Below are 22,071 nucleotides of genomic sequence, written 5' to 3'. Positions count from 1 at the left end.
TGGAAAACCTCGCGATTTTAACATACCGGGTATTTGAGACAGCCGCGAACACACAGGCCTGGCGTGGACATGTCTGTACGGATTTTTCGAGACGGCCGGCTCAATTGTCGGGCCAGTCTTCCTCGATTCCCTTGAGGATCTTCCCGATGATCGACATCGAGAAGCCCCGCGCCGCGAGAAAGCGCGCCTGGCGCGCGCGTTCGGCGGGCGTTTCGGGCAACTGCCCGTACTTCTTCTGCCAGACCGTGCGGGCGCGCGCGAGTTCGGTCTCACGCAGTTGCGTGCTCACCTCTTCGATGAGCGCGTCGCCCACTGCGTGGCGCTTGAGTTCGCTGACGATACGCCCTGCCCCCACGCGCGCCGCACGCCGGTGCACGACGCTTTCGGCAAAGCGCGCGTCGGAGAGCCAGCCTTCGCGCTCGAGCGAATCGAGCAGCGCTTCAAGTGCGTCGGCGTCTTCGGTGTACGGCACGAGCTTGCGCGAAAGTTCGGCGCGGCTGTATTCGCGGCGCGAAAGATAGCCGAGCGCGCGACCCTTGAGGGAGCGCTCGGGCCGCTGCTTTGCCGTGGATGCTTTTTCGCGCTCGCTCGCGCGTGCGGCACGGGTGGCCGAGCTGCGCTCGTATTGATCGGCTTGCGGTGCGCTGGATTCGCGAGCGGTTTCGCCAGGCCCACGGCGCGAGCGCTTGAATGATGTTTCGAACGGCGGCGGCTCTGATGACGCGTTTTCCGCCGACTCATTGGTCCCGCCGAAGAAAGCCTCGAACGGCACTTCGAAGACCGCGCCGCCATCGTCGCTGAGATCGGCGGGCGCGGAATATGGCGCGCCAGAATGCGCAAAGCCGCGATCGCCCGCCTGGGCGTCGCGGCTTGAACGGCTCATGTGTGCGTCGGCAGGCTTCACGGCGGGGCGCCGCTCGGCACCCCGGTCAGCAGGCGAACCCGCACGCGAGTTAGCCTGATCGCCGGACGGCGAGGACGTAGGTGACCCGCCCTTGCGCATCAGCTTGCCTTATCTACGAGAGCCTGAAGAATTTACTCTTCGTCGGCGACTTCGACTTCGCCGGAATTGTCGACGCCGGCCGGCATCGTGCTCACGCCCAGCGATTCGCGGATGCGGTTTTCGATCTCACGAGCGATGTCCGAGTTCTCGCGCAGGAATTCGCGTGCGTTGTCCTTGCCCTGGCCAATGCGCTCGCCGTTATAGCTGTACCACGCACCCGCCTTGTCGACGATCTTGGCCTGCACGCCGAGGTCGACGATTTCGCCCTGACGCGAAATGCCTTCGCCGTACAGAATGTCGAACACGGCTTCGCGGAACGGCGGCGAGACCTTGTTCTTCACAACCTTCACGCGCGTTTCGCTGCCGATGACTTCGTCGTTCTTCTTGATCGAGCCAATGCGGCGAATGTCCAGACGCACCGACGAGTAGAACTTGAGTGCGTTGCCGCCCGTGGTGGTTTCCGGGTTGCCGAACATCACGCCGATCTTCATGCGGATCTGGTTAATGAAGATCACCATGCAGTTCGTCTTCTTGATCGTGCCGGTGAGCTTGCGCAGCGCCTGCGACATCAGACGCGCCTGCAGACCCGGCAGCGAGTCGCCCATTTCACCTTCGATTTCGGCCTTCGGCACGAGCGCCGCGACCGAGTCGATCACGATCATGTCGATCGAGCCCGAGCGCACCAGCGCGTCGGTGATTTCGAGCGCCTGCTCGCCCGTGTCCGGCTGCGAGATGAGCAGTTCAGGCACGTTCACGCCGAGCTTGGCGGCGTATTGCACGTCGAGCGCGTGTTCCGCGTCGATGAACGCCGCCGTGCCGCCGAGCTTCTGCATTTCGGCGATCACCTGCAGCGTGAGCGTGGTCTTGCCCGACGATTCCGGACCGTAGATCTCGACCACGCGGCCGCGCGGCAAACCGCCCACGCCAAGCGCGATGTCGAGGCCGAGCGAACCGGTGGAGACTACCTGGATGTCCTCGACCGCTTCGCCGTCGCCGAGTCGCATGATCGACCCCTTGCCGAACTGCTTTTCGATCTGCGCGAGCGCGGCGGCCAGCGCCTTGCTCTTTTCAGCAGTCAGCCCAGCCGAGCCTTTCTTGCTATCTTCCATGAATCGTCCTTTGCTATGATGAACGGCGTCTCGTGACCATGCGCACGCCTCATTCGGGCTAATGCACACGAACGCAGACACTGTATAAAAAAACAGTGGTTTTGGCAAGCCTTTCCGGCGATCCAGAACCGCGAATTTCGGGAGACCGCCGCGCGTCGCCTGGCCGCGCCTTCAAAGACGCGGCGCGGCGCCGGTGCTACGAGGTCAAAGGGCCTCGAAAGCGACGTTGGCGCAACATGCGAATCCTCATTGCCGAAGACGACAGCATACTCGCGGACGGGCTCGTGAGATCACTCCGCCAATCGGGCTATGCCGTTGATCACGTGCGTAGCGGCGTGGATGCCGATACTGCCTTGTCGATGCAGTCGTTCGACCTCTTGATCCTCGATCTGGGCCTGCCGAAAATGCCGGGCCTCGAAGTGCTGCGCCGTTTGCGCGCGCGCAATTCCAACCTGCCCGTGCTGATCCTCACCGCCGCCGACAGCGTGGACGAGCGCGTGAAAGGCCTCGACCTCGGCGCCGACGACTACATGGCCAAGCCCTTCGCGCTCAACGAACTCGAAGCGCGCGTGCGTGCGCTCACGCGGCGCGGCGCGGGCGGCGGCCCGACCGTGGTGCGGCATGGCGCGCTCTCGTATGACCAGGTGGGGCGCATTGCGCGCATCAACGACCAGGTGCTCGATCTTTCGGCGCGCGAACTCGGTGTGCTGGAAGTGCTGCTGCAGCGGCTCGGGCGGCTCGTCTCGAAGGAGCAGCTCGTCGATCACCTGTGCGAGTGGGGCGAGGAAGTCAGCAACAACGCCATCGAAGTCTACGTGCACCGGCTGCGCAAGAAGCTGGAAACCGGCGGCGTGCGCATCGTGACGGTGCGCGGACTGGGCTACTGCCTCGAAAAGGAGGCGAAGGAAACGCACGCCGGCGCGAGCCAGCCAGGCACACGCGCCGAGACCGGCACACCCGACGCCACGCCGGCGATGCCCGCCAGCCACTATTTCAAATAGGCGGAGTCGAAGATGGCCGGGCGTCCTCCCATCGCGCGCGCCGTGCCGCCCAAGGGCGCCGCGAGCACAGCCGGCGAAAACACATCGGGCGCGTCCGCATTCACGGCCGACGCCCTCGACGACGACGCGCGCGACGCCCGCTACGCCAACCCGTTCGCCCCGCCCGACGAAGCCGAAGCCGCCGCCGAGGCGCGCCCGCGCTCGCTTTTCGGCGAGATTCTCGACTGGATGCTCGCGCCCTTGCTGCTGCTCTGGCCGATGAGCATCGCGGTCACGTATCTCGTGGCGAAGTCGATCGCCAACGGCCCCTTCGACCGCGCGCTCGAAACCGACGCCTATGTGCTCGCGCGCCAGATCCAGCCCGTCAACGGCGTGGCCGAACTCACACTGCCCGCCTCCACGCGCGACTTCCTGCGCGCCGACAACGTAGACAGCGTGTTCTACCAGGTGCTCGGCAGCCGCGGCGAGCTGATTGGCGGCGATCGCGACATGCCGCTGCCGCACGACGACGACCGCCCGCCGCCCGGTCTCGTCGAGTTCCGCGACGACACGCTGCGTGGCATCGATATCCGCGTCGCCTATACGACAGTGGAGCCGACGCACCTGAGCGCCGGCGACCGGCCGGGTCAACCGGTGCTCGTGCAGGTCGCGGAAACGCTCGACAAGCGCCGCCAGCTCGCCAACGACATCATCAAGGGCGTGATCCTGCCGCAGTTCGTGATCCTGCCGCTCGCGATCCTGCTCGTGTGGTTCGGTCTCTCGCGGGGCCTCGCGCCGTTGCACGCGCTGCAGTCGAACATCCGCATGCGCCGCCCCGACGATCTTTCGCCGCTCGAAGCGCGCCGCGCGCCGCCTGAAATCGAGCCGCTCGTCACCTCGTTCAACGACCTGCTCACGCGGCTCGAACAGAACATGGAGCTGCAAAAGCGCTTTATCGCCGACGCCGCCCATCAGATGAAGACGCCGCTCGCGGGCCTGCGCACCCAGGCCGAACTCGCGCTGCGCCAGGACGCGCCTGCCGAAGTGCACCGCTCGCTCGAGCAGATCGCGACAAGCTCCGAGCACGCCGCGCGGCTCGTCACGCAGCTGCTCGCGCTCGCTCGCGCGGAAAACCGCATGTCCGGGCAGATCTTCACGCCGGTCGACGTGGCGGACGTGGCGCGCCACGCCGTGCGCGACTGGGTGCAGCCGGCGCTCGCCAAACAGATGGACCTCGGCTACGAAGGCCCCGAAACGGCGTACGGGAGCGAGCAGGACGAGGACGGAGCGGTGGCGCGCGTCGAAGTGGACGGCAACCCGGTGATGCTGCGCGAGATGCTCTCGAACCTCATCGACAACGCGATCCGCTATACGCCTGCGGGCGGGCGTATTACCGTGCGCGTGCGGCCGGAACCCGCGGCGGGCGTGGTCCATCTCGAAGTGGAAGACACGGGTATGGGCATTCCTGCCGCCGAGCGCGAGCGCGTGTTCGAGCGCTTCTACCGCATTCTCGGGCGCGACGGCGAAGGCAGCGGTCTCGGGCTCGCGATCGTGCGCGAGATCGCCACGATGCACGGCGGCACGCTCGCCATCGACGATCACGTCTATCAAGACACGCCGCGACTCGCCGGGACGCTCGTGCGCGTGACGCTGCGGCTGCGCGCGAAAGCTTGAGCGGCATCGCCGCCGCTTGGGCGGCAAAACCACCCGGAAACTGACGGATCACGTCAGAAAAGCGGGATGGGACTTACCCTTATCCGATACGCAATACGCAAACTCAATTTCGCGCGTTAAAAGACATTCGACCATCAATGCGCGAACTTATCGAATAGTTTGCCGAACATAACTGATTAGACCCCACTCCGACACCTCCCTCAGAAACCCACACGCGCGTCAGAAGCCCGTAAGTTTCCATTCCAATAATGCTCCGCAGGACCGCGGGTCTTTAGCGTCGCCTGCCCGACGGACCACACGCATATCAATACTGGAGACATCTATGGCAACCGTTGGCGGACAAGTCTCGCACGCGCCGATGACCCGCGACGAAAAACGCGTGATCTTCGCGTCGTCGCTCGGCACCGTGTTCGAGTGGTACGACTTCTACCTGGCCGGCTCGCTCGCGGCCTTCATCAGCAAGAGCTTCTTTTCCGGCGTCAATCCCACGGCCGGCTTCATCTTCACACTGCTCGGCTTCGCTGCCGGCTTTGCCGTGCGCCCGTTCGGCGCGATCGTGTTCGGCCGGCTCGGCGACCTCGTGGGCCGCAAGCACACGTTCCTCGTCACGATCGTCATCATGGGTCTCTCGACCTTCGTGGTCGGTTTCCTGCCCGGCTACGCCGCAATCGGCATTGCGTCGCCGGTGATCTTCATCGCCATGCGTCTGCTGCAGGGTCTCGCGCTCGGCGGCGAGTACGGCGGCGCCGCGACGTATGTCGCTGAACATTCGCCGCCCGGACGTCGCGGTTTCTACACCGCGTGGATCCAGACGACCGCCACGCTTGGCCTCTTCCTCTCGCTGCTCGTGATCCTCGGCGTGCGCACGTTCGTCGGCGAAGAGCAGTTCGCCGCATGGGCCTGGCGCATTCCGTTCGTCGCCTCGATCCTGCTGCTCGCCGTTTCGGTGTGGATCCGTCTGCAACTCGACGAATCGCCGGCGTTCAAGCGCATCAAGGCGGAAGGCAAGGTCTCGAAGGCGCCGATCAAGGAAGCGTTCGGCCAGTGGAAGAACCTCAAGGTCGTGCTGCTCGCCCTCTTCGGCCTCACGGCTGGCCAGGCCGTGGTCTGGTACACGGGCCAGTTCTACGCGCTCTTCTTCCTCACGCAAACGCTGAAGGTGGACGGCGCCAGCGCCAACATCCTGATCGCGCTGGCGCTGCTGATCGGCACGCCGTGCTTCCTGTTCTTCGGCGCGCTTTCGGACAAGATCGGCCGCAAGCCCATCATCATGGCTGGCTGCCTGATCGCGGCGCTCACCTACTTCCCGATCTTCAAGGCAATCACGCACTACGCGAACCCGGCGCTCGAAGCCGCGACGCAGCGCGCGCCGATCGTCGTGATCGCGAATCCGGCCGAATGCTCGTTCCAGTTCAACCCGGTTGGCACCTCGAAGTTCACGAGCTCGTGCGACATCGCCAAGAGCGCGCTCTCGAAGGCTGGCCTGAACTACGAGAACGTGGCCGCTCCGGCTGGCACGCTCGCGCAGATCAAGGTGGGCGACACGACCATCGACACGTTTGACGGCCGGGCGCCGGGCGCCAAGGAAGCCGGTGCGCTGTTCGAGAAGACGCTCGCGGCCACGCTGAAAGCGGCGGGCTATCCGCTCAAGGCCGACCCGGCGCAGCTCAACTGGCCGATGACCGTGGTGATGCTGACGATCCTCGTGATCTTCGTGACCATGGTGTACGGGCCGATCGCGGCGATGCTGGTGGAGATGTTCCCGACACGCATCCGCTACACCTCGATGTCGCTGCCCTATCACATCGGCAATGGCTGGTTCGGCGGCTTCCTGCCGGCGACCGCCTTCGCGATCGTGGCGGCGCGCGGCGATATCTACTCGGGCCTCTGGTATCCGATCATCATCGCGCTGGGCACCTTCGTGATCGGCATGCTGTTCGTGAAGGAAACCAAGGACTCGGATATCTACGCGCAGGATTGAGGCTGTGAACGCCGCCGGGCGGGGCTTCTCGCCCGGCGACTGCCTTCTCTGCAAAAAAGATGACGAAGGGGGTTGACAGCTTCGGGCCGAGTAGCGATAATTCTTTTCTTCGGCGAATTAGCTCAGCCGGTTAGAGCGACGGAATCATAATCCGCAGGTCCGGGGTTCGAATCCCTGATTCGCCACCAGTTGCAAAAGAAAGCCGCTGTCCCACAAGGACAGCGGCTTTTTTCTTTTCTCCGCCCAATCCCCCACCAATCCCCCCATCAAACCGCCGCCACGAGCTGTTGCGCGATCAACGCCGTGATGTGCTGCTTCTCGTGCTCCGCGCGCTCGAGCATCCCCACGCTGCGAAATTCCGTCTCGCCCGGCAAGGACAGCACGCGCAGGGCCTCATCGTGCGTCCAGTTGGCGTTGCGCAAGAGCGGCACGACAGTCACGCCCACACCTTGCCTCACCAGCGCCGCTACGCCTTCCAGTGAACTGAGTTCGAGAAACACGTTGACCTTGTAACGCCGCTTGCGCAAGGCACGGTCGATCAGGATGCCTGTTCGCTGCGTGCTGTCGAAGCGCAGGAACCGTTCGTTGCTCAGCAGTTGCGCTACCGAACCCGATTTCAGGCTCGCAGGCACCAGCGCGACAACAGGCTCGGTGTACAGCGGCGTCCAGCGCACACGCGCCAAGCGCCGCCCCGGCGTATCGACGAGCACGGCGCAATCGATCTCGCCCGCGTCGAGTTGCGCGGCGAGTTCGATCGACCTCGCCGTCACGATGCGGATCTCCAGGCTCGGCCGCGCGGTCTTGAGCTTCGCCACGGCCTGAGCGAGCGCGCTCACGGCCGACTCCACCGCGCCGATCGTGACCGGCCCCGTCTGCGCTTCGACTCCCGCCGCCAGCATGCGCATCGCCTCGTACTGCGCGAGCATCGCCTGGGCATGCGGCAGCAGCGCCTTGCCCATGGCGTTGAGCACGACCGTGCGCCCTGCCCGGTCGAACAGCTGCTGGCCGAAGGTTTCCTCGAGCGAGCGCATCTGCATGCTGATCGCCGACTGGGTCAGCGACAGGTGCTCGGCGGCGAGCGCAAACGAGCCGTATCGGGCGATGGCGTCGAACGTGCGCAGCATTCGCAACGTACTCACGGGTTCATGTCCCCCAATTCATCAAAATTTCTGAAGTCGCATTTCAGAAAATATCACTTTTTTTTGATTGTCTGCGCAACCAGAATGATTCCACACGAAAGCCAGTCAGACCAACAACTGGAGGAGACGTCCGGATGGGGTTCTCAATTGAAACGGCCGGTGCAGCCACGCCGGCACACACCCAAAGCGCGGCGCGCCGTATCGACCTGCGTGTGATTGCGGTCGCAACCATCGGCAATGCGCTCGAGTGGTTCGACTTCACTGTGTTCACCTTCTTCGCCGCGGTCATCGCGAAGCAGTTCTTCCCGAGCGAGAATCCCACGGCCGCGCTGCTCGCAACGTGGACCACGTTCGGCGTCGGCTTCCTCACGCGCCCGCTCGGCGGCATCGTGCTCGGCAACTATGCGGACCGGCACGGCCGCAAGGCCGCCCTGCTCATCACGATCTTCGTGATGGCGCTCGGCGTGGCCGTCATCACGCTCGCGCCCACCTACGCGCAGATCGGCCTCGCGGCGCCGATTCTCATGCTCGTCGGGCGCTTTCTGCAGGGCTTTTCGGCGGGCGGCGAAGTGGGCAGCGCGACGGCGTTTCTGGTCGAGCACGCGCCTGTGGAACGTCGAGGGGTGTACGGCAGCTTCCAGATGATCGCCCAAGCCTGCGCCATGCTGCTCGGCGCGACGGTCAGTGTGATCATCACGCAGACGCTCACATCCGAGCAGATCAGCGCGTTTGGCTGGCGCATTCCGTTCGCTATCGGCCTGCTTATCGTGCCCGTGGGCCTTTACGTGCGCTCGCGCCTCGATGAGTCGCCTGTCTTCAGCGACGCGCGCCACGCGACGCGCCCGAATCGCTCGCCTTTTCTCGAATCGCTGGTTTCGCACTGGCGTCAGGTGCTCGCGGGCTTCGGCCTGACGATATACGGCACGATCGGCACGTACCTCTTCTACTACTACATGCCGAGCTATGCCACGCGCTCACTCGGCGTGTCGTTCCAAAGCTCGGTGATCGCTTCGCTGTGCGCCGCGGTTGCGTATATCGTCGGCACGCTCGCTTCGGGCCGCATCTCGGACGCCGTTGGCCGCAAGAAGCCGATGGTGGCCTCGGCGGTGATCAGCCTGATCGTCGCGTATCCGCTCTTCCGGCTCGTGAGCGCCGTGCCCACGCTGCCTGTGCTGATCTTCGTGCAGTGCTGCCTGATGCTCTCGCTCGGCCTCTTTCAGGGCGCGTACTGCGCCTTCGTCTGCGAACTGTTTCCGGCGCGCGTGCGCGCCACGTCGCTCGCCATTGGCTACAACTTTGCGGTGATGATCTTCGGCGGCTTCGCCGGCGCGATCGCCACGCTGCTGATCGGCTGGACCGGCGACAAGCTCTCGGTCGTCTACTACGGCCTCTTCGGCGCAGCCGTCGGCCTCATCACCCTGCTCTTGCTGAAAGACCGCTCGCGCCAGCCTTTGCTATAGGCCGCGCATTCATCATCCATCGCGCAGCCGTCCCGCGTACGACCGCTGCGCGTCATTACCGAAACGAAGGGAGTCTCATGACCATCATCGCCGAAATCGCCGCAGCCGAAGCCGAACTGCAAGCCATTCGCCGCGACATCCACGCCCACCCCGAATTGCGCTACGAAGAAGATCGCACGTCCGCGCTCGTCGCCGAACGGCTCGAATCGTGGGGCATCGAGGTCACGCGCGGTCTCGGCAAGACCGGCGTCGTCGGCGTGCTGCGCAACGGCACCGGCGCGAAAACCATTGGCCTGCGCGCCGACATGGATGCGCTGCCGATCCAGGAGCTCAACACGTTCGCGCACGCATCGAAGCACGCGGGCAAGATGCACGCGTGCGGGCACGACGGCCACACCGCGATGCTGCTCGGCGCGGCACAGCATCTGTCGCAGCATCGCAATTTCGACGGCACCGTGGTGTTCATTTTCCAGCCTGCCGAGGAAGGCGGCGGCGGCGCGAAGGCCATGCTCGAAGACGGCCTCTTCGAGAAGTTTCCCGTCGACGCGGTGTTCGCCCTGCACAACTGGCCGGGCCTCGCCGCGGGCAGCTTCGGCGCGCGCGTGGGGGCGACCCAGGCGTCGAGCAACGAGTTTCGCATCGTCGTGAAGGGAACGGGCGCGCACGCCGCCATTCCGCAAGACGGCATCGACCCTGTGCTGACCGCCATGCAGATCGGCACGGGCCTGCAAAGCATCATGACGCGCAACAAGCGCCCGATCGACGCCGCCGTGCTCTCGATCACGCAGATGCAGGCCGGCGAGGCCGTCAACGTGATTCCCGACACGGCGACGCTGGCCGGCACGGTGCGCACGTTCTCGCTCGAGGTGCTCGATCTGATCGAGAAGCGCATGCGCGAGTTCTCGGAGGCGACGGCGGCCGCTTACGGTTGCACGGTGGAGTTTTCGTTCCACCGCAACTATCCGCCGACGGTCAACACCGAGGCCGAGACGCACTTCGCGCTCGACGTCATGAAGGAAGTCGTCGGGGCGAACCATGTGGTGCGCAATATCGACCCGACCATGGGCGCGGAGGACTTTTCGTTCTTCCTGCTCGAGCGCCCGGGCTGCTACGCGTATATCGGCAATGGCACCGGCGACCATCGCGCGCATGGCCACGGCCTCGGCCCGTGCATGCTGCACAACACGAGCTACGATTTCAACGACGACGTGCTCACGCTGGGATCGACGTACTGGGTGCGCCTCGTCGAGGCCTTCCTCACGAAATAAGCGCTCATGCCTTCCCTGTTCTCCACCACCTACAGCGAGGCGCGCGCCCGGTTCATGGGCGCCGCCGCCTCACGCGGCCTGGCGCTCGCGAGCCACGTCATCCCTGAAATGGAGGGACGCGAAGGCGAGGCGCTCGCAACCGACGTCGTCCGGCTCGGCCCCGCGAACGCGAAGCGCCTGCTCGTGCTGACGTCCGGCACGCATGGCGTCGAAGGGTTTTGCGGGAGCGCGGCGCAAACGGCCTTGCTCGGCGATGCCGCGCTGCAGGCGCGCCTCACCGCGCTCGGCGTGGCGGTGCTCGTCGTGCATGCGATCAACCCGTATGGCTTCTCGTGGCTCTCGCGCACGAACGAGGACAACGTCGACCTCAATCGCAACAGCATCGATTTCACGCGTGCGGTGCCGTACAACGAGGATTATGAGGCGCTGCACACGCTGCTGGTGCCTGCGCAATGGCCGCCTTCGGACAGCAACGCCGAGGCAATCGCGAGCTACATTGCGAGCCACGGCGAACCGGCCTATCAACGCGCGCTGACAACCGGCCAGTACCATCATGCCGACGGCCTTTTCTATGGCGGCGAGCGGCACGTATGGAGCACCCGCCTGCTGCAGACGCTGCTCGCGCAACACGCGAGCCAGTGCGAGCAGATCGGCTGGATCGACTTTCATACCGGCCTCGGTCCGGCCGGACATGGCGAGAAGATCTGCGTGGGCCGCATCGATGCAGCCGAGCTGGCGCGTGCGCGTGCCTGGTGGGGCGCCGACGTGGCAAGCCCGCTCGACGGCTCGACGATCGCGTCGAACGTGGGAGGCCCGATTCTCGACACGCTGCGCACGACCTGCCCGCGCGCGCAGACAACGGCGATCGCGATCGAGTTCGGCACCGTGCCGCTAGTGCCGATGCTGCATATGTTGCGCGCCGATGTGTGGGTGCGCCGCCATCCGGACGCGCCGGAAGCCGCAGGCATTCGCGAGCAGATCCGCGCGGCGTTCTGCTTCGATGACCCGCTCTGGCAAGGGCAGATTCTCGGCCAGTCGCGCGCGGCCATCCTGCAAGGGGTGCTCGGCCTTTCGCGGATGCCTGTCGGCGGGCGTTAGCTGCCGCTAACGGCCGCTATATCGTCTTAGCGAGTTTCGAGCGCCACTGCGGCGCTCATCGCACGCGCTTGCGCTCGCGCTTCGTTTCGTACATCGAACGATCGGCGTATTCGATCAGCGCCGTCATCTCGGTGCCGTCTTCGGGCAGGATGGCCACGCCTACGCTCACACCGAGATCGATGCGGTTCCCTTCGAACTCGAATGGCTCGCCCACCGTGTCCACAAGCCGGCGGCTGTATGCCTCCGCATCCCCGCGCCCCGCGATGCCGGGCAAGATCACTGCGAATTCGTCGCCGCCCACGCGCGCGGCCGTGTCCACGCGGCGGCTGTGGCGAGCGATGCGCGTCGCGGTCTCCCGGATCGCCGCGTCGCCGGCGCGATGGCCGTAGCAGTCGTTGATCGGCTTGAGGCCATCCATGTCGAGATTGAGCACGCCGAGTCCGCCCGACGAACGCACGGCGAGATCCACCGACTGGCGCAAGCGATCGTAAAAGAGCGCGCGATTAGGCAGCCCTGTGAGCGCGTCGTGCGTTGCACGCAAATAAAGCTCGCTCGTCTCGTGCCGCGCGGCATGGAACATGGCCGCGGCGATGAGCTCGGACATCAGCGAGAGCGTGCGGATGTCCTCGTCGTTGAAAGCATTCACTTCTGCATGCGTGACTTTCAAAACGCCAACGGTCGTCTCGAGGTGCTTGAGCGGCGTGACGATCATCGAGCGCAGGCCGGCGCGGCGGCAGGCTTCGCGGTCCACGCGCGGGTCGGTTTCGGCGTCGTCGCAGCGCAGGATCTCGCCCTCGCGCACGCACATGCCCGACAGGCTCGTCTCGCGTGCAAGGCGCAAACCGAGCAGGTTCGCGACGCTGCCCGAAGCCGCGCGGTACACCATGTCCTCGCCTTCGGCGAGTTCGACGACGGCACCGTGCGCACCTGTGAGCTGCTCGGTGCGCTCGGCCACGTAGGCCATCACGCCGCCGAGATCGAGCCCGAGCTTCGCGATGTCCGACTGCGCCTTGATGATTTCCAGCAGGGTTGCGTTGTCCAGTTGCGTGTCTTTCGCTTCGTTGTTCTTCATCGCTTGACCGTTAGCCGTGCCTTTGACTTGCTGACGGCGCTGAAAGCCGAAGCGCCGTTGGATCGTGCTAAAGCATAGCAAACGTTGTTAATTGCGCCAGCGCAAACGTTTCACATCTTCGATTCGCGGCGCCTTGCTGCAATTCGTTGCGGGCGCATCCACTCAGCCTTCGATACGCTCGCGCGTCACGCGCAACAGCGCCGCCATCGCGCGGCTCGCCGCAAGCGCGTCGCGCTGCGCGATCGCGTCGTATACGAGCGTGTGGTCGGGCAGCGCCGCGTTGAACACGTCGGCGCGCTTCGCATTCACGCGCAACTGGCCTTCGAGCGTGCGCTCGATCAGCGTGCCGAGCGGCACCAGCAATTCGTTGCGGCACGCCCCCAGCACCGCAAGGTGAAAGCGCAGGTCCGCGCGCACCCATTCGTCCACATTGCGCGCCTCGGCCATGGCCGCGTGCGCGGCGGCGATCGACGCCAGCGCATCGGCATCGTGCGCGCTCGCGGCCAGCCCGGCCGCGAATGGCTCGATCATTTCGCGCATTTCCTGGAGCTTGAGCGCGAACGCGAGCGGCGGCGCCACGCGCGCGTACCAGTCGAGCACGTCGGCATCGAGCAGGTTCCATGCGGCGCGCTCGCGCACGCGCGTGCCCACTTTCGGCCGCGACTCCACGAGCCCTTTGGACGTGAGCGTGCGCAACGCCTCGCGCAGCACCGTGCGGCTCACGTCGAAGCGCGCCATGAGCTCAGCCTCGCGCGGCAGGACCGCGCCGGGCGCGTGGTCGCCGCGCAGGATCGCGCTGCCGAGTTCGAAGGCCACCGTGCCGTGCAGATCGCGCTGAATGGCTGTTCTCCTGGATATTGGGAATCGACGCGAAATAATACTATTAATAGCACTTTAAGGCGAATTTTGCAGTAGGATGTGCTCCGAGACGCGCCGGGCATCCGTCCGTGCCGTGCGCCCTATCTGGAGACACCGCATGAAAATCACCAAGCTCGAAACCTTCGTCGTCCCGCCGCGCTGGCTCTTTCTGAAGATCGAAACGGACGAGGGGATCGTCGGCTGGGGTGAGCCGATCGTCGAAGGCCGCGCGCGCACGGTGGCCGCCGCCGTCGATGAACTCGCCGACTATCTGATCGGCAAAGACCCGCTGTTGATCGAGGACCACTGGCAGGTGATGTATCGCGCGGGCTTCTATCGCGGCGGTCCGATCTCGATGAGCGCGATTGCGGGCGTCGATCAGGCGCTCTGGGACATCAAGGGCAAGCATCATGGCGTGCCCGTTCACGCGCTGCTCGGCGGCCAGGTGCGCGACAAGATCAAGGTGTATTCGTGGATTGGCGGCGACCGTCCGAGCGACGTCGCCAACAACGCGCGCGCCGTGGTCGAGCGCGGCTTCAAGGCCGTGAAGATGAACGGCTCTGAAGAGCTGCAGATCATCGACACGTTCGACAAGGTGCAAGGCGTCATCAACAACGTCGCGGCCGTGCGCGAGGCCGTGGGCCCGAACGTCGGTATTGGCGTGGACTTCCATGGCCGCGTGCACAAGCCCATGGCCAAGGTGCTCGCCAAGGAACTCGATCCGTTCAAGCTCATGTTCATCGAAGAGCCGGTGCTCTCCGAAAACGTCGAGGCGCTGCGCGACATCGTCAACCAGACCAGCACGCCGATCGCGCTGGGCGAGCGTCTCTATTCGCGCTGGGATTTCAAGCACATTCTCGCGGGCGGTTACGTCGACATCATCCAGCCCGACGCTTCGCACGCGGGCGGCATTACCGAATGCCGCAAGATCGCCGCGATGGCCGAAGCCTATGACGTCGCGCTCGCGCTGCACTGCCCGCTCGGCCCGATCGCGCTCGCCACCTGTCTGCAGATCGACGCGGTGAGCTACAACGCGTTCATCCAGGAGCAAAGCCTCGGCATTCACTACAACAAGGGCAACGACCTGCTCGACTACATCAGGAATCCCGAAGTCTTCAAGTACGAAGACGGCTTCGTTTCGATTCCGCAAGGCCCGGGTCTTGGCATCGACGTGAACGAGGAGAAGGTGCGCGAGATGGCGAAGACCGGTCACCGCTGGCGCAATCCGGTGTGGCGTCACGAGGATGGCAGCGTCGCCGAATGGTGATGCGAGGATGAACGTCAAATGCGCGGCACGCAACGCAGCGTGAAGCGCTCAACGCCGCACGTTTCGGCGGCGTAACATTTCGCGCGGCTTTGCGCGCTTGGGCGCGCAGGCTAGTGAATCGCGCGAGCGGCTTATGTCGTTTGCGCACACAGCCAGTTCATGGAAAGCCGCGCCGCTCAAGGCGCGGCCATCATCGCGTGCTTACGCCGCCAGCGAACGCCACTCGCTGGCCTGCTCCTTGCAGATTCCTTTGCAACCCAATCTTGGTATTGCAAAGGTTTCCATGGACGCGTCACTACCCGACTATCTCATTCGCGAACAGGCCGCCGTCGGCGCACTCGTCGCCTTCGGCTTCATGCGCGTGCTCGCTGGCGCCATTGCCTTCATGCGCGGCTGGCGCATAGGCTGGGTGGAGTACGCCGCGATCGGCGCAGCAGCGCTGTGGTGCGCGCCGCAACTGTTCGCGCTGATCGCGAACCCAACGTCTGCGGCCGCGCTCGCGGACCTCGAAGGCAACGCCATAGGCTGCGCCATCGCCCTCTTCTTCGCACCGATCCTTAGTCACCGGCTCGGCTACGAGTAAGTTCCGGCGCAGCCCAATGCGCGACGTTTCAGCCCTGCAACACGTAGCCCGGCACGGTGTGCGCAAGTGCGGCGGCAGTCACCAGTACGCCGATCATCACGATCGCTTCGAGATGGATCACGTTGACGAAGCGTCGCGCCGCCGCTGTCGACGCTGCGCGCCGCAGCTCCGGCATCGCGACGAGCCGGTTGAAGCCGCCCATCGCGAGCGCGAGCACGACGAGCGCAGTCTTGAGCAGCAGCACTCGGCCCCACTCGCTGTTCATGATGGCGTCGAGCGAGCCGCCGCTGCCGCGCAGGGTGTTGAATACGCCAGTCGCGATCACGAAGCCCACCGCGAAGAACGCCACGTTCGAGACCTGGCCCGCCGTGCGGATCAGCACGCCGCGCGCCGTCGACGCGCCGAGTGCCGGCAGGACAGCCAGGCCGCCCGCCATGACGATGCCGCTCCACGCGCTGGCGCTCAGCACATGCAACGTATGAAGGCCAAGCGCCGCCGAGGCGAAGCCCGCATCGGCGGCATGCCCAAGCCCCGCGCGCCCCGCGGCGATGGCGACGAGCGCGAGCCACAGCACGCCGTCACGCGCCACGCTCGAGGCCGCGAACGCGCAGCCGAGCAGCACGAGCGCGCCCGCGAAAGCCACGGACCACGCGTGGCCGACATGCGTTTGCGAAAGCACCGTGCCGACCACGCCGAACGCGCTCGGCAACGGCTCGCCGCTGACCGACGCGCTTTCGTAAAGCATCCACATGATGAGCGCCGCGACGAGCACGACCGCCGAGGCGCGCAGCGAGCGTTGCGCACGCAGCCATGCAAGGCGCGCGGGCGCGACGGCCGTGCGGCCGTCCTTGTCGAGCCACGCGCTGTAGAACGCCGAGCCGAGCGCGAAGGCGTAAGCAATGTTGACAATGGCCGCCATGGCGACCTGCCCGATCCAGAGCCAGTCAGCTTTCATCGGACCTCGCCCTCCCGCGTGTTGCGGGTCGCGCGGACTTCGCGCGGAGTGGATCGGTCGGCTTGATGCAACGCTTGATGCAACGATAGGGAAAGTGCAATTGGAGTCATCGAGACAAGTGGCAAGGAAACAACATGAAAACAGCAACGGCAGGACACCGACGCAGCACATCGCAACGCTACGCACGCCCGCAAGCGTGCCTCGTTCGATAGCCGCCGCACCAATCGGTTCAATGCCGGTTGCGTGCGGGTTCGCTGCGGCTTTAGTACGGATTCGAAGCAGGTTCAACGCGGATTCCATGCGCGAGCATCGAGTCCGCGCTCGCGACGGAATGCGGCTGCCGCATGCGCCCGGCATGAACTCGTACACGAGCCCAGCAGCGAGCGGCTCGGCGAGTGTGGCGCGGGTGCGGGACAACCCCGTGTCACCGATCGGCGAACAGGTGCAGAATCATAACCGGCGCCGCCGCGACGATCGGCCGCAAGCACGTCGCGATGTCGCCACGAAGGTGTCGGAGGGCTCTTGTGGCGCATGCGGCAAATGGTCACTATAAGTTCCCGATGCTAGAATCTGCTGCGTCGCCGCAGCGCGCCCGGTCTTCTGCTTTCATCGCGCGCAGCCTGGAAGCCGGGCCGTTCGAAGCCTGGTCAGGTCCACGATAAAGATGGAGTTACGCGTGTCCCCAAGACGTATCTTCCGACCGCTCATTCCGCTCGTCGCGCCTCTGGCAGCAGCACTTTTGCTCGGGTCGACCAGCGTTCTCAGCGCTGCCTATGCCCAGACGGCGGCCTCGGCCCCGCAGCCCAGCGCCCCCGACACGATTGCCTCGCGCGTGCAAGGCTGCACCGCGTGCCACGGCTCGCACGGGCAGGGCACCGACAACGACTACTTCCCGCGTCTTGCCGGCAAACCGGCCGAGTACCTGTTCAACCAGCTAATGAACTTTCGCGAGGGTCGCCGCAAGTACCCTCCGATGAATTATCTGGTCACCTATCTCTCCGACGACTACCTGCACGAGATCGCGACGTTCTTCTCGCAGCAGCGGCCGCCCTACCCGGCGCCCGCGAAGCCTTCGGTCGGCAGCGACACGCTCGCGCGCGGCCAGCAAATCGTGCTGCACGGCGACCCGGCCAAGCAGGTGCCCGCCTGCGCGGCCTGCCACGGCGCAAAGCTCACCGGCATGGAGCCGGCCATTCCGGGTCTGGTCGGTCTGCATATGGACTACATCAGCGCGCAGATCGGCGCCTGGCGCTCGGGCTCGCGGCATGCGAAGGCGCCCGACTGCATGCATACGATCGCCACACGCCTCACCGACGAGGACGTGAACGCGGTCGCGGCCTGGCTCTCGACGCAGAGCGCGCCGCAGAACCCCGTGCCGGCGCCGGCTGGCTCACTCAAGACGCCGCTTGCCTGCGGCAGCGAACCGCAATAAGGCGCCGGGGGAGACAGCCAATATGAACCGCAAGTCCCTGTTCGCACTTTCCGCCGTCGTCGTGGCCGCTGCGGCGGCCCTCGTGCCCGTGCTCTGGTCGGGCACCCACTATCTGCAAAATGGCGCAGCGCTTGCCGCGACGCCCGTCGATCAGGCCGATCTCATCAAGAAGGGCGAGTATCTCGCGCGCGCCGGCGACTGTATCGCCTGCCACACCGTGCGCGGCGGCCAGATGTTCGCGGGCGGCCTGCCGATGGCTACGCCCTTCGGCACGCTCTACACGCCCAACATCACGCCCGACGACCAGTACGGCATCGGCAAGTGGAGCGCCGACGACTTCTATCGCGCCATGCACACGGGCCGCTCGAAAGACGGCAGCCTGCTCTACCCGGCGTTCCCGTTCGCGAGCTACACCAAAGTCACGCGCGCCGACGCCGACGCGATCTTCGCCTATCTGCGCTCGGTCCCGCCGGTCAACGTGCCTAGCCGTCCGCACGAGCTCAAGTTCCCGTTCAACAACCGCAACCTGCTGATCGGCTGGCGCACGCTGTTCTTCCGCGAAGGCGAATACAAGCCCGACCCGACCAAGTCGGTCGAATGGAACCGTGGCGCGTATCTCGTGGAAGGCCTCGGCCACTGCGGCATGTGCCACACGTCCATCAACGCGGTGGGCGGCCCGGTCAATTCGGCGGCCTTCGCGGGCGGCCTGATCCCGCTGCAGAACTGGTACGCGCCGTCGCTCACGGGCAGTGAAGGCGGTCTTGGCGACTGGGACATCAAGGACATCGCGAGCCTGCTGAAGACCGGCGTTTCCCAGCGCGGCGCCGTGTTCGGCCCGATGGCGGACGTGATCCACAACAGCCTGCAATACCTCTCGGACGACGATATCCATGCGATGGCCTCGTATCTGAAGACCATCCCGCAGAAGAAGGAAGCGCCCGAAACGATGCAGATGGAGACTTCGGAAGCGTTCGGTGGCGAACTCTTGCAGCAAGGTCAGAAGATCTACCATGACCAGTGTGCAAAGTGCCACGCGGAGAATGGTCTCGGCATGCCGCCGAACTTCCCGCCGCTGGCGAACAATCAGTCGATCCAGATGCATTCGGCCGTGAATCCGATCCGCATGGTGCTCAACGGCGGCTATCCGCCGAGCACGGGGGGCAACCCGCGCCCGTACGGCATGCCGCCGTTCGCGCAGTCGCTCTCGAACCAGGAGGTGGCAGCCGTGGTGACCTTCATCCGCATGTCCTGGGGCAACAAGGGCACGCCGGTCTCCCCGCAGCAGGTTGCCGACCTGCGGTCGTCTCCGCTCGACTGACGCACTGTCGATCAGAGTTAGCGCTTCAGCGCTTACTCTGGTCCCATGCAGAGCAGCCCACCGCCGTAAGGGCTTCAGCCCTTACGGCGGTCCCACGCAAGTGGTTACTGTTATAGTGGCGGTTGCCTGATAAGGGCGCAGTCCGCGAAAGCGCGGGCTGCGCCCTTCGCTATTTGGCGCCGGGCCGTGTGGTGAAAACGGTTCCGTGGCCCGTCAGGCCGGGTTTTGAACGCTGCGCTCGAGCACGGCGCCGTACGGGGTGGAACCCTGTTCCAACGGTGCGCGTTGCGCTCAAGAAGAACAAGGAGTGGTCGTCATGCACGCCGGTGAGCGTCTGAACAGCATTACTCACCTCGTGGGCGCGATGTTGTCGGTAGCGGGGCTCGTCTCGCTCGTGACGCTCGCGGCGCTGGATCACGACGCGTATAAAGTCGTGAGCTTTGCGGTATACGGGGCGATGTTGTGCGCGCTGTACACGATCTCGACGCTGTATCACGGCGTGCGCGGCATTCGTCTGAAGGCGGTGCTGCAAAAGTGCGACCACGCGGCGATCTATCTGCTCATCGCGGGAAGCTATACTCCGTTCACGCTTGTGACGCTGCGCGGGCCTTGGGGCTGGTCGCTCTTCGGCGTGAGCTGGGGGCTCGCGGCGCTTGGCATCGTGCAGGAACTCACGCTCGGGCGGCGCACGAGAGTGCTTTCGATGGTGCTCTATGTGGTGATGGGCTGGCTCGCGGTGGTGGCGGTTCGGCCGCTCGTCGAGGCTTTGCCGGCCGCGGGCACGGCGTGGTTGCTGGCCGGCGGCGTCATATACAGCGTCGGCATTTATTTTTTCGTCAATGACGAGCGCATCCGGCACGGACATGGAATCTGGCATCTGTTCGTGCTCGCCGGGAGCGTCTGTCAATTCGTGAGCGTCGCGCGCTACGTCGCGTGACGCGTCAATGCGAAGGCATCGCACGGCCGCCGCAGTGTCCGCGGCCGCACGATGCAACTTAACGCCAGACGACGTGTCTTCTTAGACCCGTCCGTTCCATGAAGAAAAAACGCGGCGCGCGCACTGGCGCGCCGTCCGAACAACGCGAAGAAGCGGCAACGCCTGGCGCATGTGAACCCGGCAACACCGCTTTGGCTGCGCAGCGCGCCCCCGGGCCGCGAAGCGACGCCCGCGCTACTGCAATACAACAGGTGTTTATGTCTTTCGATTCTCTCGGCTTGTCCGAACCGCTGGTCCGCGCAGTCAACGAACTTGGGTACAGCACGCCCACGCCGATCCAGGCGCAAGCGATTCCCGCCGTGCTCGGCGGCGGCGATCTGCTCGCCGGCGCGCAAACCGGCACCGGCAAGACCGCCGGCTTCACGCTGCCGATCCTGCAACGCTTGACGGACATGCCGCCGGCTGCGAACGGAAAGCGCGTGGTGCGCGCGCTGATCCTTACGCCCACGCGTGAGCTGGCTGCGCAGGTCGAAGAGAGCGTGCGCGCCTACGGCAAGTATCTGAAGCTCAAGTCCACGGTGATGTTCGGCGGCGTGGGCATCAATCCGCAAATCGACGCCCTGAAGCGCGGCGTGGATATCGTGGTCGCGACGCCGGGGCGTCTGCTCGATCACATGCAGCAAAAGACGATCGACCTTTCGCAGCTCGAGATTCTTGTGCTCGACGAAGCCGACCGCATGCTCGACATGGGCTTCATCCACGACATCAAGCGCGTGCTCGCGAAGCTCCCGCCCAAGCGCCAGAACCTGCTCTTCTCGGCCACCTTCGCCGACGAGATCAAGGCGCTCGCCGACAGCCTGCTCGACTCGCCCGCGCTCATCGAAGTCGCGCGCCGCAACACCACGGCCGAAACCGTGGCGCAGAAGATCTATCCCGTCGACCGCGACCGCAAGCGCGACCTGCTCACCCACCTGATCCGCCAGCACAACTGGTTTCAGGTGCTCGTGTTCACGCGCACCAAGCACGGCGCGAACCGCCTCGCCGAGCAGCTCACGAAGGACGGCATCAGCGCGCTCGCGATTCACGGCAACAAGAGCCAGTCGGCACGCACGCGCGCTTTGAGCGAGTTCAAGGACGGCACGCTCCAGGTGCTCGTCGCCACGGACATCGCCGCGCGCGGCATCGATATCGACCAGCTTCCGCACGTCGTCAACTACGATCTGCCGAACGTGCCCGAGGACTACGTGCACCGCATCGGCCGCACGGGCCGCGCGGGCGCGACGGGCGAAGCCGTGTCGCTCGTGTGCGTGGACGAGCATCAGTTGCTCAAGGACATCGAAAAGCTGATCAAGCGTGCAGTGCCCCAAGAGGTCATTCCGGGCTTCGAGCCGGACCCGAACGCAAAGCCTGAGCCGATCCAGCGCCGCAGCCAGCCGCAAGGCCGCTCGCCGCGCCAGGGGCAAGGCCAGGGCCGCGGTGCGTCGAATGGCGCAAATGCCGCGAACGGCGGACGGCCCGCGCAGGCGCGCGAATCGCGTGAGCCGCGCGGTGGTAATCGCGAAGGCGGCCGCGAAGGCAACCGCGAAGGCAACCGTGACGGTGGCCGTGAAAACAACCGCGCGCATGCAGCCAACGGCGGCGGCAACAACGGCCAGCGCCCGGCCAAGCCGGCATCGAATGGCGGCGGCGTGCGCACCGCCAAGCCCGTGAAACAGCAAGGCGCGAATCACGGCGCACAAGGCGCGCGCGGCGAGCATACGCGTCGCGAAAGCCAGCGCGGCGTTTCGCACGAAAGCGCGCTGGGCCGCCCGCAACAACGCAAGCCGCAGGGCAACCCGGGCGCGCTGCTCGGTGGCCGCCCCGGCGGCAATTCGCGCCGCGACGGCAACGGCCAGCGCGATCGCTGATCTTCGCGTCCAGCAACGAAAAAGCCCGCT

Annotated in this window: 18 protein-coding genes and 1 tRNA gene; 13 read left to right on the top strand and 6 right to left on the bottom strand. The window is 65.4% G+C overall.

From position 1 onward, the window contains the following. Positions 1–100 precede the first annotated feature (100 nt). Positions 101–883, bottom strand: a complete 783-nt coding sequence (gene recX, locus U5A52_RS13775; RefSeq protein WP_321935042.1) for a recombination regulator RecX — start codon at positions 881–883, stop codon at positions 101–103. A 152-nt stretch (positions 884–1,035) separates the two neighbouring features. Then, a complete protein-coding gene (gene recA / locus U5A52_RS13770) occupies positions 1,036–2,112 on the bottom strand; it encodes a recombinase RecA (RefSeq protein ID WP_321913729.1) in 1,077 nt (358 codons plus the stop codon). A 236-nt stretch (positions 2,113–2,348) separates the two neighbouring features. Between recA and U5A52_RS13765 the strand changes: the two genes are divergently transcribed. The 4 genes from U5A52_RS13765 to U5A52_RS13750 all read left to right on the top strand — a co-directional run bounded on the left by U5A52_RS13765 (position 2,349) and on the right by U5A52_RS13750 (position 6,935). Further along, positions 2,349–3,113, top strand: coding sequence for a response regulator transcription factor (locus U5A52_RS13765; RefSeq protein ID WP_321913728.1), 765 nt, complete (start codon positions 2,349–2,351; stop codon positions 3,111–3,113). 12 nt (positions 3,114–3,125) lie between these two features. Next, positions 3,126–4,766 carry a sensor histidine kinase gene (locus U5A52_RS13760; protein WP_321913727.1) on the top strand — a complete coding sequence of 547 codons (1,641 nt, stop codon included), beginning with the start codon at positions 3,126–3,128 and terminating at the stop codon, positions 4,764–4,766. 322 nt (positions 4,767–5,088) lie between these two features. Further along, positions 5,089–6,747, top strand: a complete 1,659-nt coding sequence (locus U5A52_RS13755; RefSeq protein WP_321913726.1) for an MFS transporter — start codon at positions 5,089–5,091, stop codon at positions 6,745–6,747. 111 nt (positions 6,748–6,858) lie between these two features. Next, positions 6,859–6,935 (top strand) — tRNA-Met (locus U5A52_RS13750). A gap of 78 nt (positions 6,936–7,013) precedes the next feature. Here U5A52_RS13750 and U5A52_RS13745 read toward each other — a convergent pair. Beyond that, complete coding sequence (locus tag U5A52_RS13745) at positions 7,014–7,886, bottom strand: LysR family transcriptional regulator (RefSeq protein WP_321935041.1); 873 nt, start codon at positions 7,884–7,886, stop codon at positions 7,014–7,016. A 134-nt stretch (positions 7,887–8,020) separates the two neighbouring features. Between U5A52_RS13745 and U5A52_RS13740 the strand changes: the two genes are divergently transcribed. The 3 genes from U5A52_RS13740 to U5A52_RS13730 all read left to right on the top strand — a co-directional run bounded on the left by U5A52_RS13740 (position 8,021) and on the right by U5A52_RS13730 (position 11,712). After that, positions 8,021–9,346: an MFS transporter gene (locus U5A52_RS13740; RefSeq protein WP_321935040.1), complete on the top strand. Its 1,326-nt coding sequence runs from the start codon at positions 8,021–8,023 to the stop codon at positions 9,344–9,346. Between the two features lie 77 nt (positions 9,347–9,423). Then, a complete protein-coding gene (locus tag U5A52_RS13735; protein ID WP_321935038.1) occupies positions 9,424–10,614 on the top strand; it encodes a M20 aminoacylase family protein in 1,191 nt (396 codons plus the stop codon). Between the two features lie 6 nt (positions 10,615–10,620). Then, a complete protein-coding gene (locus tag U5A52_RS13730) occupies positions 10,621–11,712 on the top strand; it encodes a M14 family metallopeptidase (RefSeq protein ID WP_321935037.1) in 1,092 nt (363 codons plus the stop codon). Positions 11,713–11,767: 55 nt separating this feature from the next. Here U5A52_RS13730 and U5A52_RS13725 read toward each other — a convergent pair whose 3' ends face one another. Next, positions 11,768–12,784 carry a sensor domain-containing diguanylate cyclase gene (locus U5A52_RS13725; RefSeq protein ID WP_321913721.1) on the bottom strand — a complete coding sequence of 339 codons (1,017 nt, stop codon included), beginning with the start codon at positions 12,782–12,784 and terminating at the stop codon, positions 11,768–11,770. Positions 12,785–12,946: 162 nt separating this feature from the next. Then, the gene (locus U5A52_RS13720; protein ID WP_321935170.1) at positions 12,947–13,660 is read right to left on the bottom strand and encodes a FadR/GntR family transcriptional regulator; all 714 of its coding nucleotides are present in this window, start codon (positions 13,658–13,660) and stop codon (positions 12,947–12,949) included. 100 nt (positions 13,661–13,760) lie between these two features. On the opposite strand from U5A52_RS13720, the gene dgoD reads away from it, so the two are divergent. Both dgoD and U5A52_RS13710 read left to right on the top strand, forming a co-directional pair. Then, a complete protein-coding gene (dgoD, locus tag U5A52_RS13715) occupies positions 13,761–14,909 on the top strand; it encodes a galactonate dehydratase (protein WP_321935036.1) in 1,149 nt (382 codons plus the stop codon). Between the two features lie 283 nt (positions 14,910–15,192). Beyond that, complete coding sequence (locus U5A52_RS13710) at positions 15,193–15,492, top strand: hypothetical protein (protein WP_321913720.1); 300 nt, start codon at positions 15,193–15,195, stop codon at positions 15,490–15,492. Between the two features lie 28 nt (positions 15,493–15,520). Here the strand turns inward: U5A52_RS13710 and U5A52_RS13705 are convergent, their stop codons facing one another. Beyond that, positions 15,521–16,447 (bottom strand): copper resistance D family protein, encoded by a 927-nt coding sequence (locus U5A52_RS13705; protein WP_321935035.1) that lies wholly within the window; start codon positions 16,445–16,447, stop codon positions 15,521–15,523. Between the two features lie 664 nt (positions 16,448–17,111). On the opposite strand from U5A52_RS13705, the gene U5A52_RS13700 reads away from it, so the two are divergent. The 4 genes from U5A52_RS13700 (at position 17,112) to U5A52_RS13685 (ending at position 22,041) form a co-directional block, all read left to right on the top strand. Further along, complete coding sequence (locus U5A52_RS13700) at positions 17,112–17,879, top strand: c-type cytochrome (RefSeq protein WP_321913718.1); 768 nt, start codon at positions 17,112–17,114, stop codon at positions 17,877–17,879. Between the two features lie 22 nt (positions 17,880–17,901). Next, positions 17,902–19,197 carry a cytochrome c gene (locus U5A52_RS13695; RefSeq protein WP_321913717.1) on the top strand — a complete coding sequence of 432 codons (1,296 nt, stop codon included), beginning with the start codon at positions 17,902–17,904 and terminating at the stop codon, positions 19,195–19,197. Between the two features lie 316 nt (positions 19,198–19,513). Next, positions 19,514–20,134, top strand: coding sequence for a PAQR family membrane homeostasis protein TrhA (trhA, locus tag U5A52_RS13690; RefSeq protein ID WP_321913716.1), 621 nt, complete (start codon positions 19,514–19,516; stop codon positions 20,132–20,134). 257 nt (positions 20,135–20,391) lie between these two features. Then, positions 20,392–22,041, top strand: a complete 1,650-nt coding sequence (locus U5A52_RS13685; RefSeq protein WP_321913715.1) for a DEAD/DEAH box helicase — start codon at positions 20,392–20,394, stop codon at positions 22,039–22,041. Positions 22,042–22,071: the final 30 nt, after the last annotated feature.

Source organism: Paraburkholderia sp. J8-2, assembly GCF_905220195.1.
In the GTDB taxonomy this organism is placed as follows: domain Bacteria; phylum Pseudomonadota; class Gammaproteobacteria; order Burkholderiales; family Burkholderiaceae; genus Paraburkholderia.
This window is presented reverse-complemented; position numbering and strand designations above follow the sequence as displayed.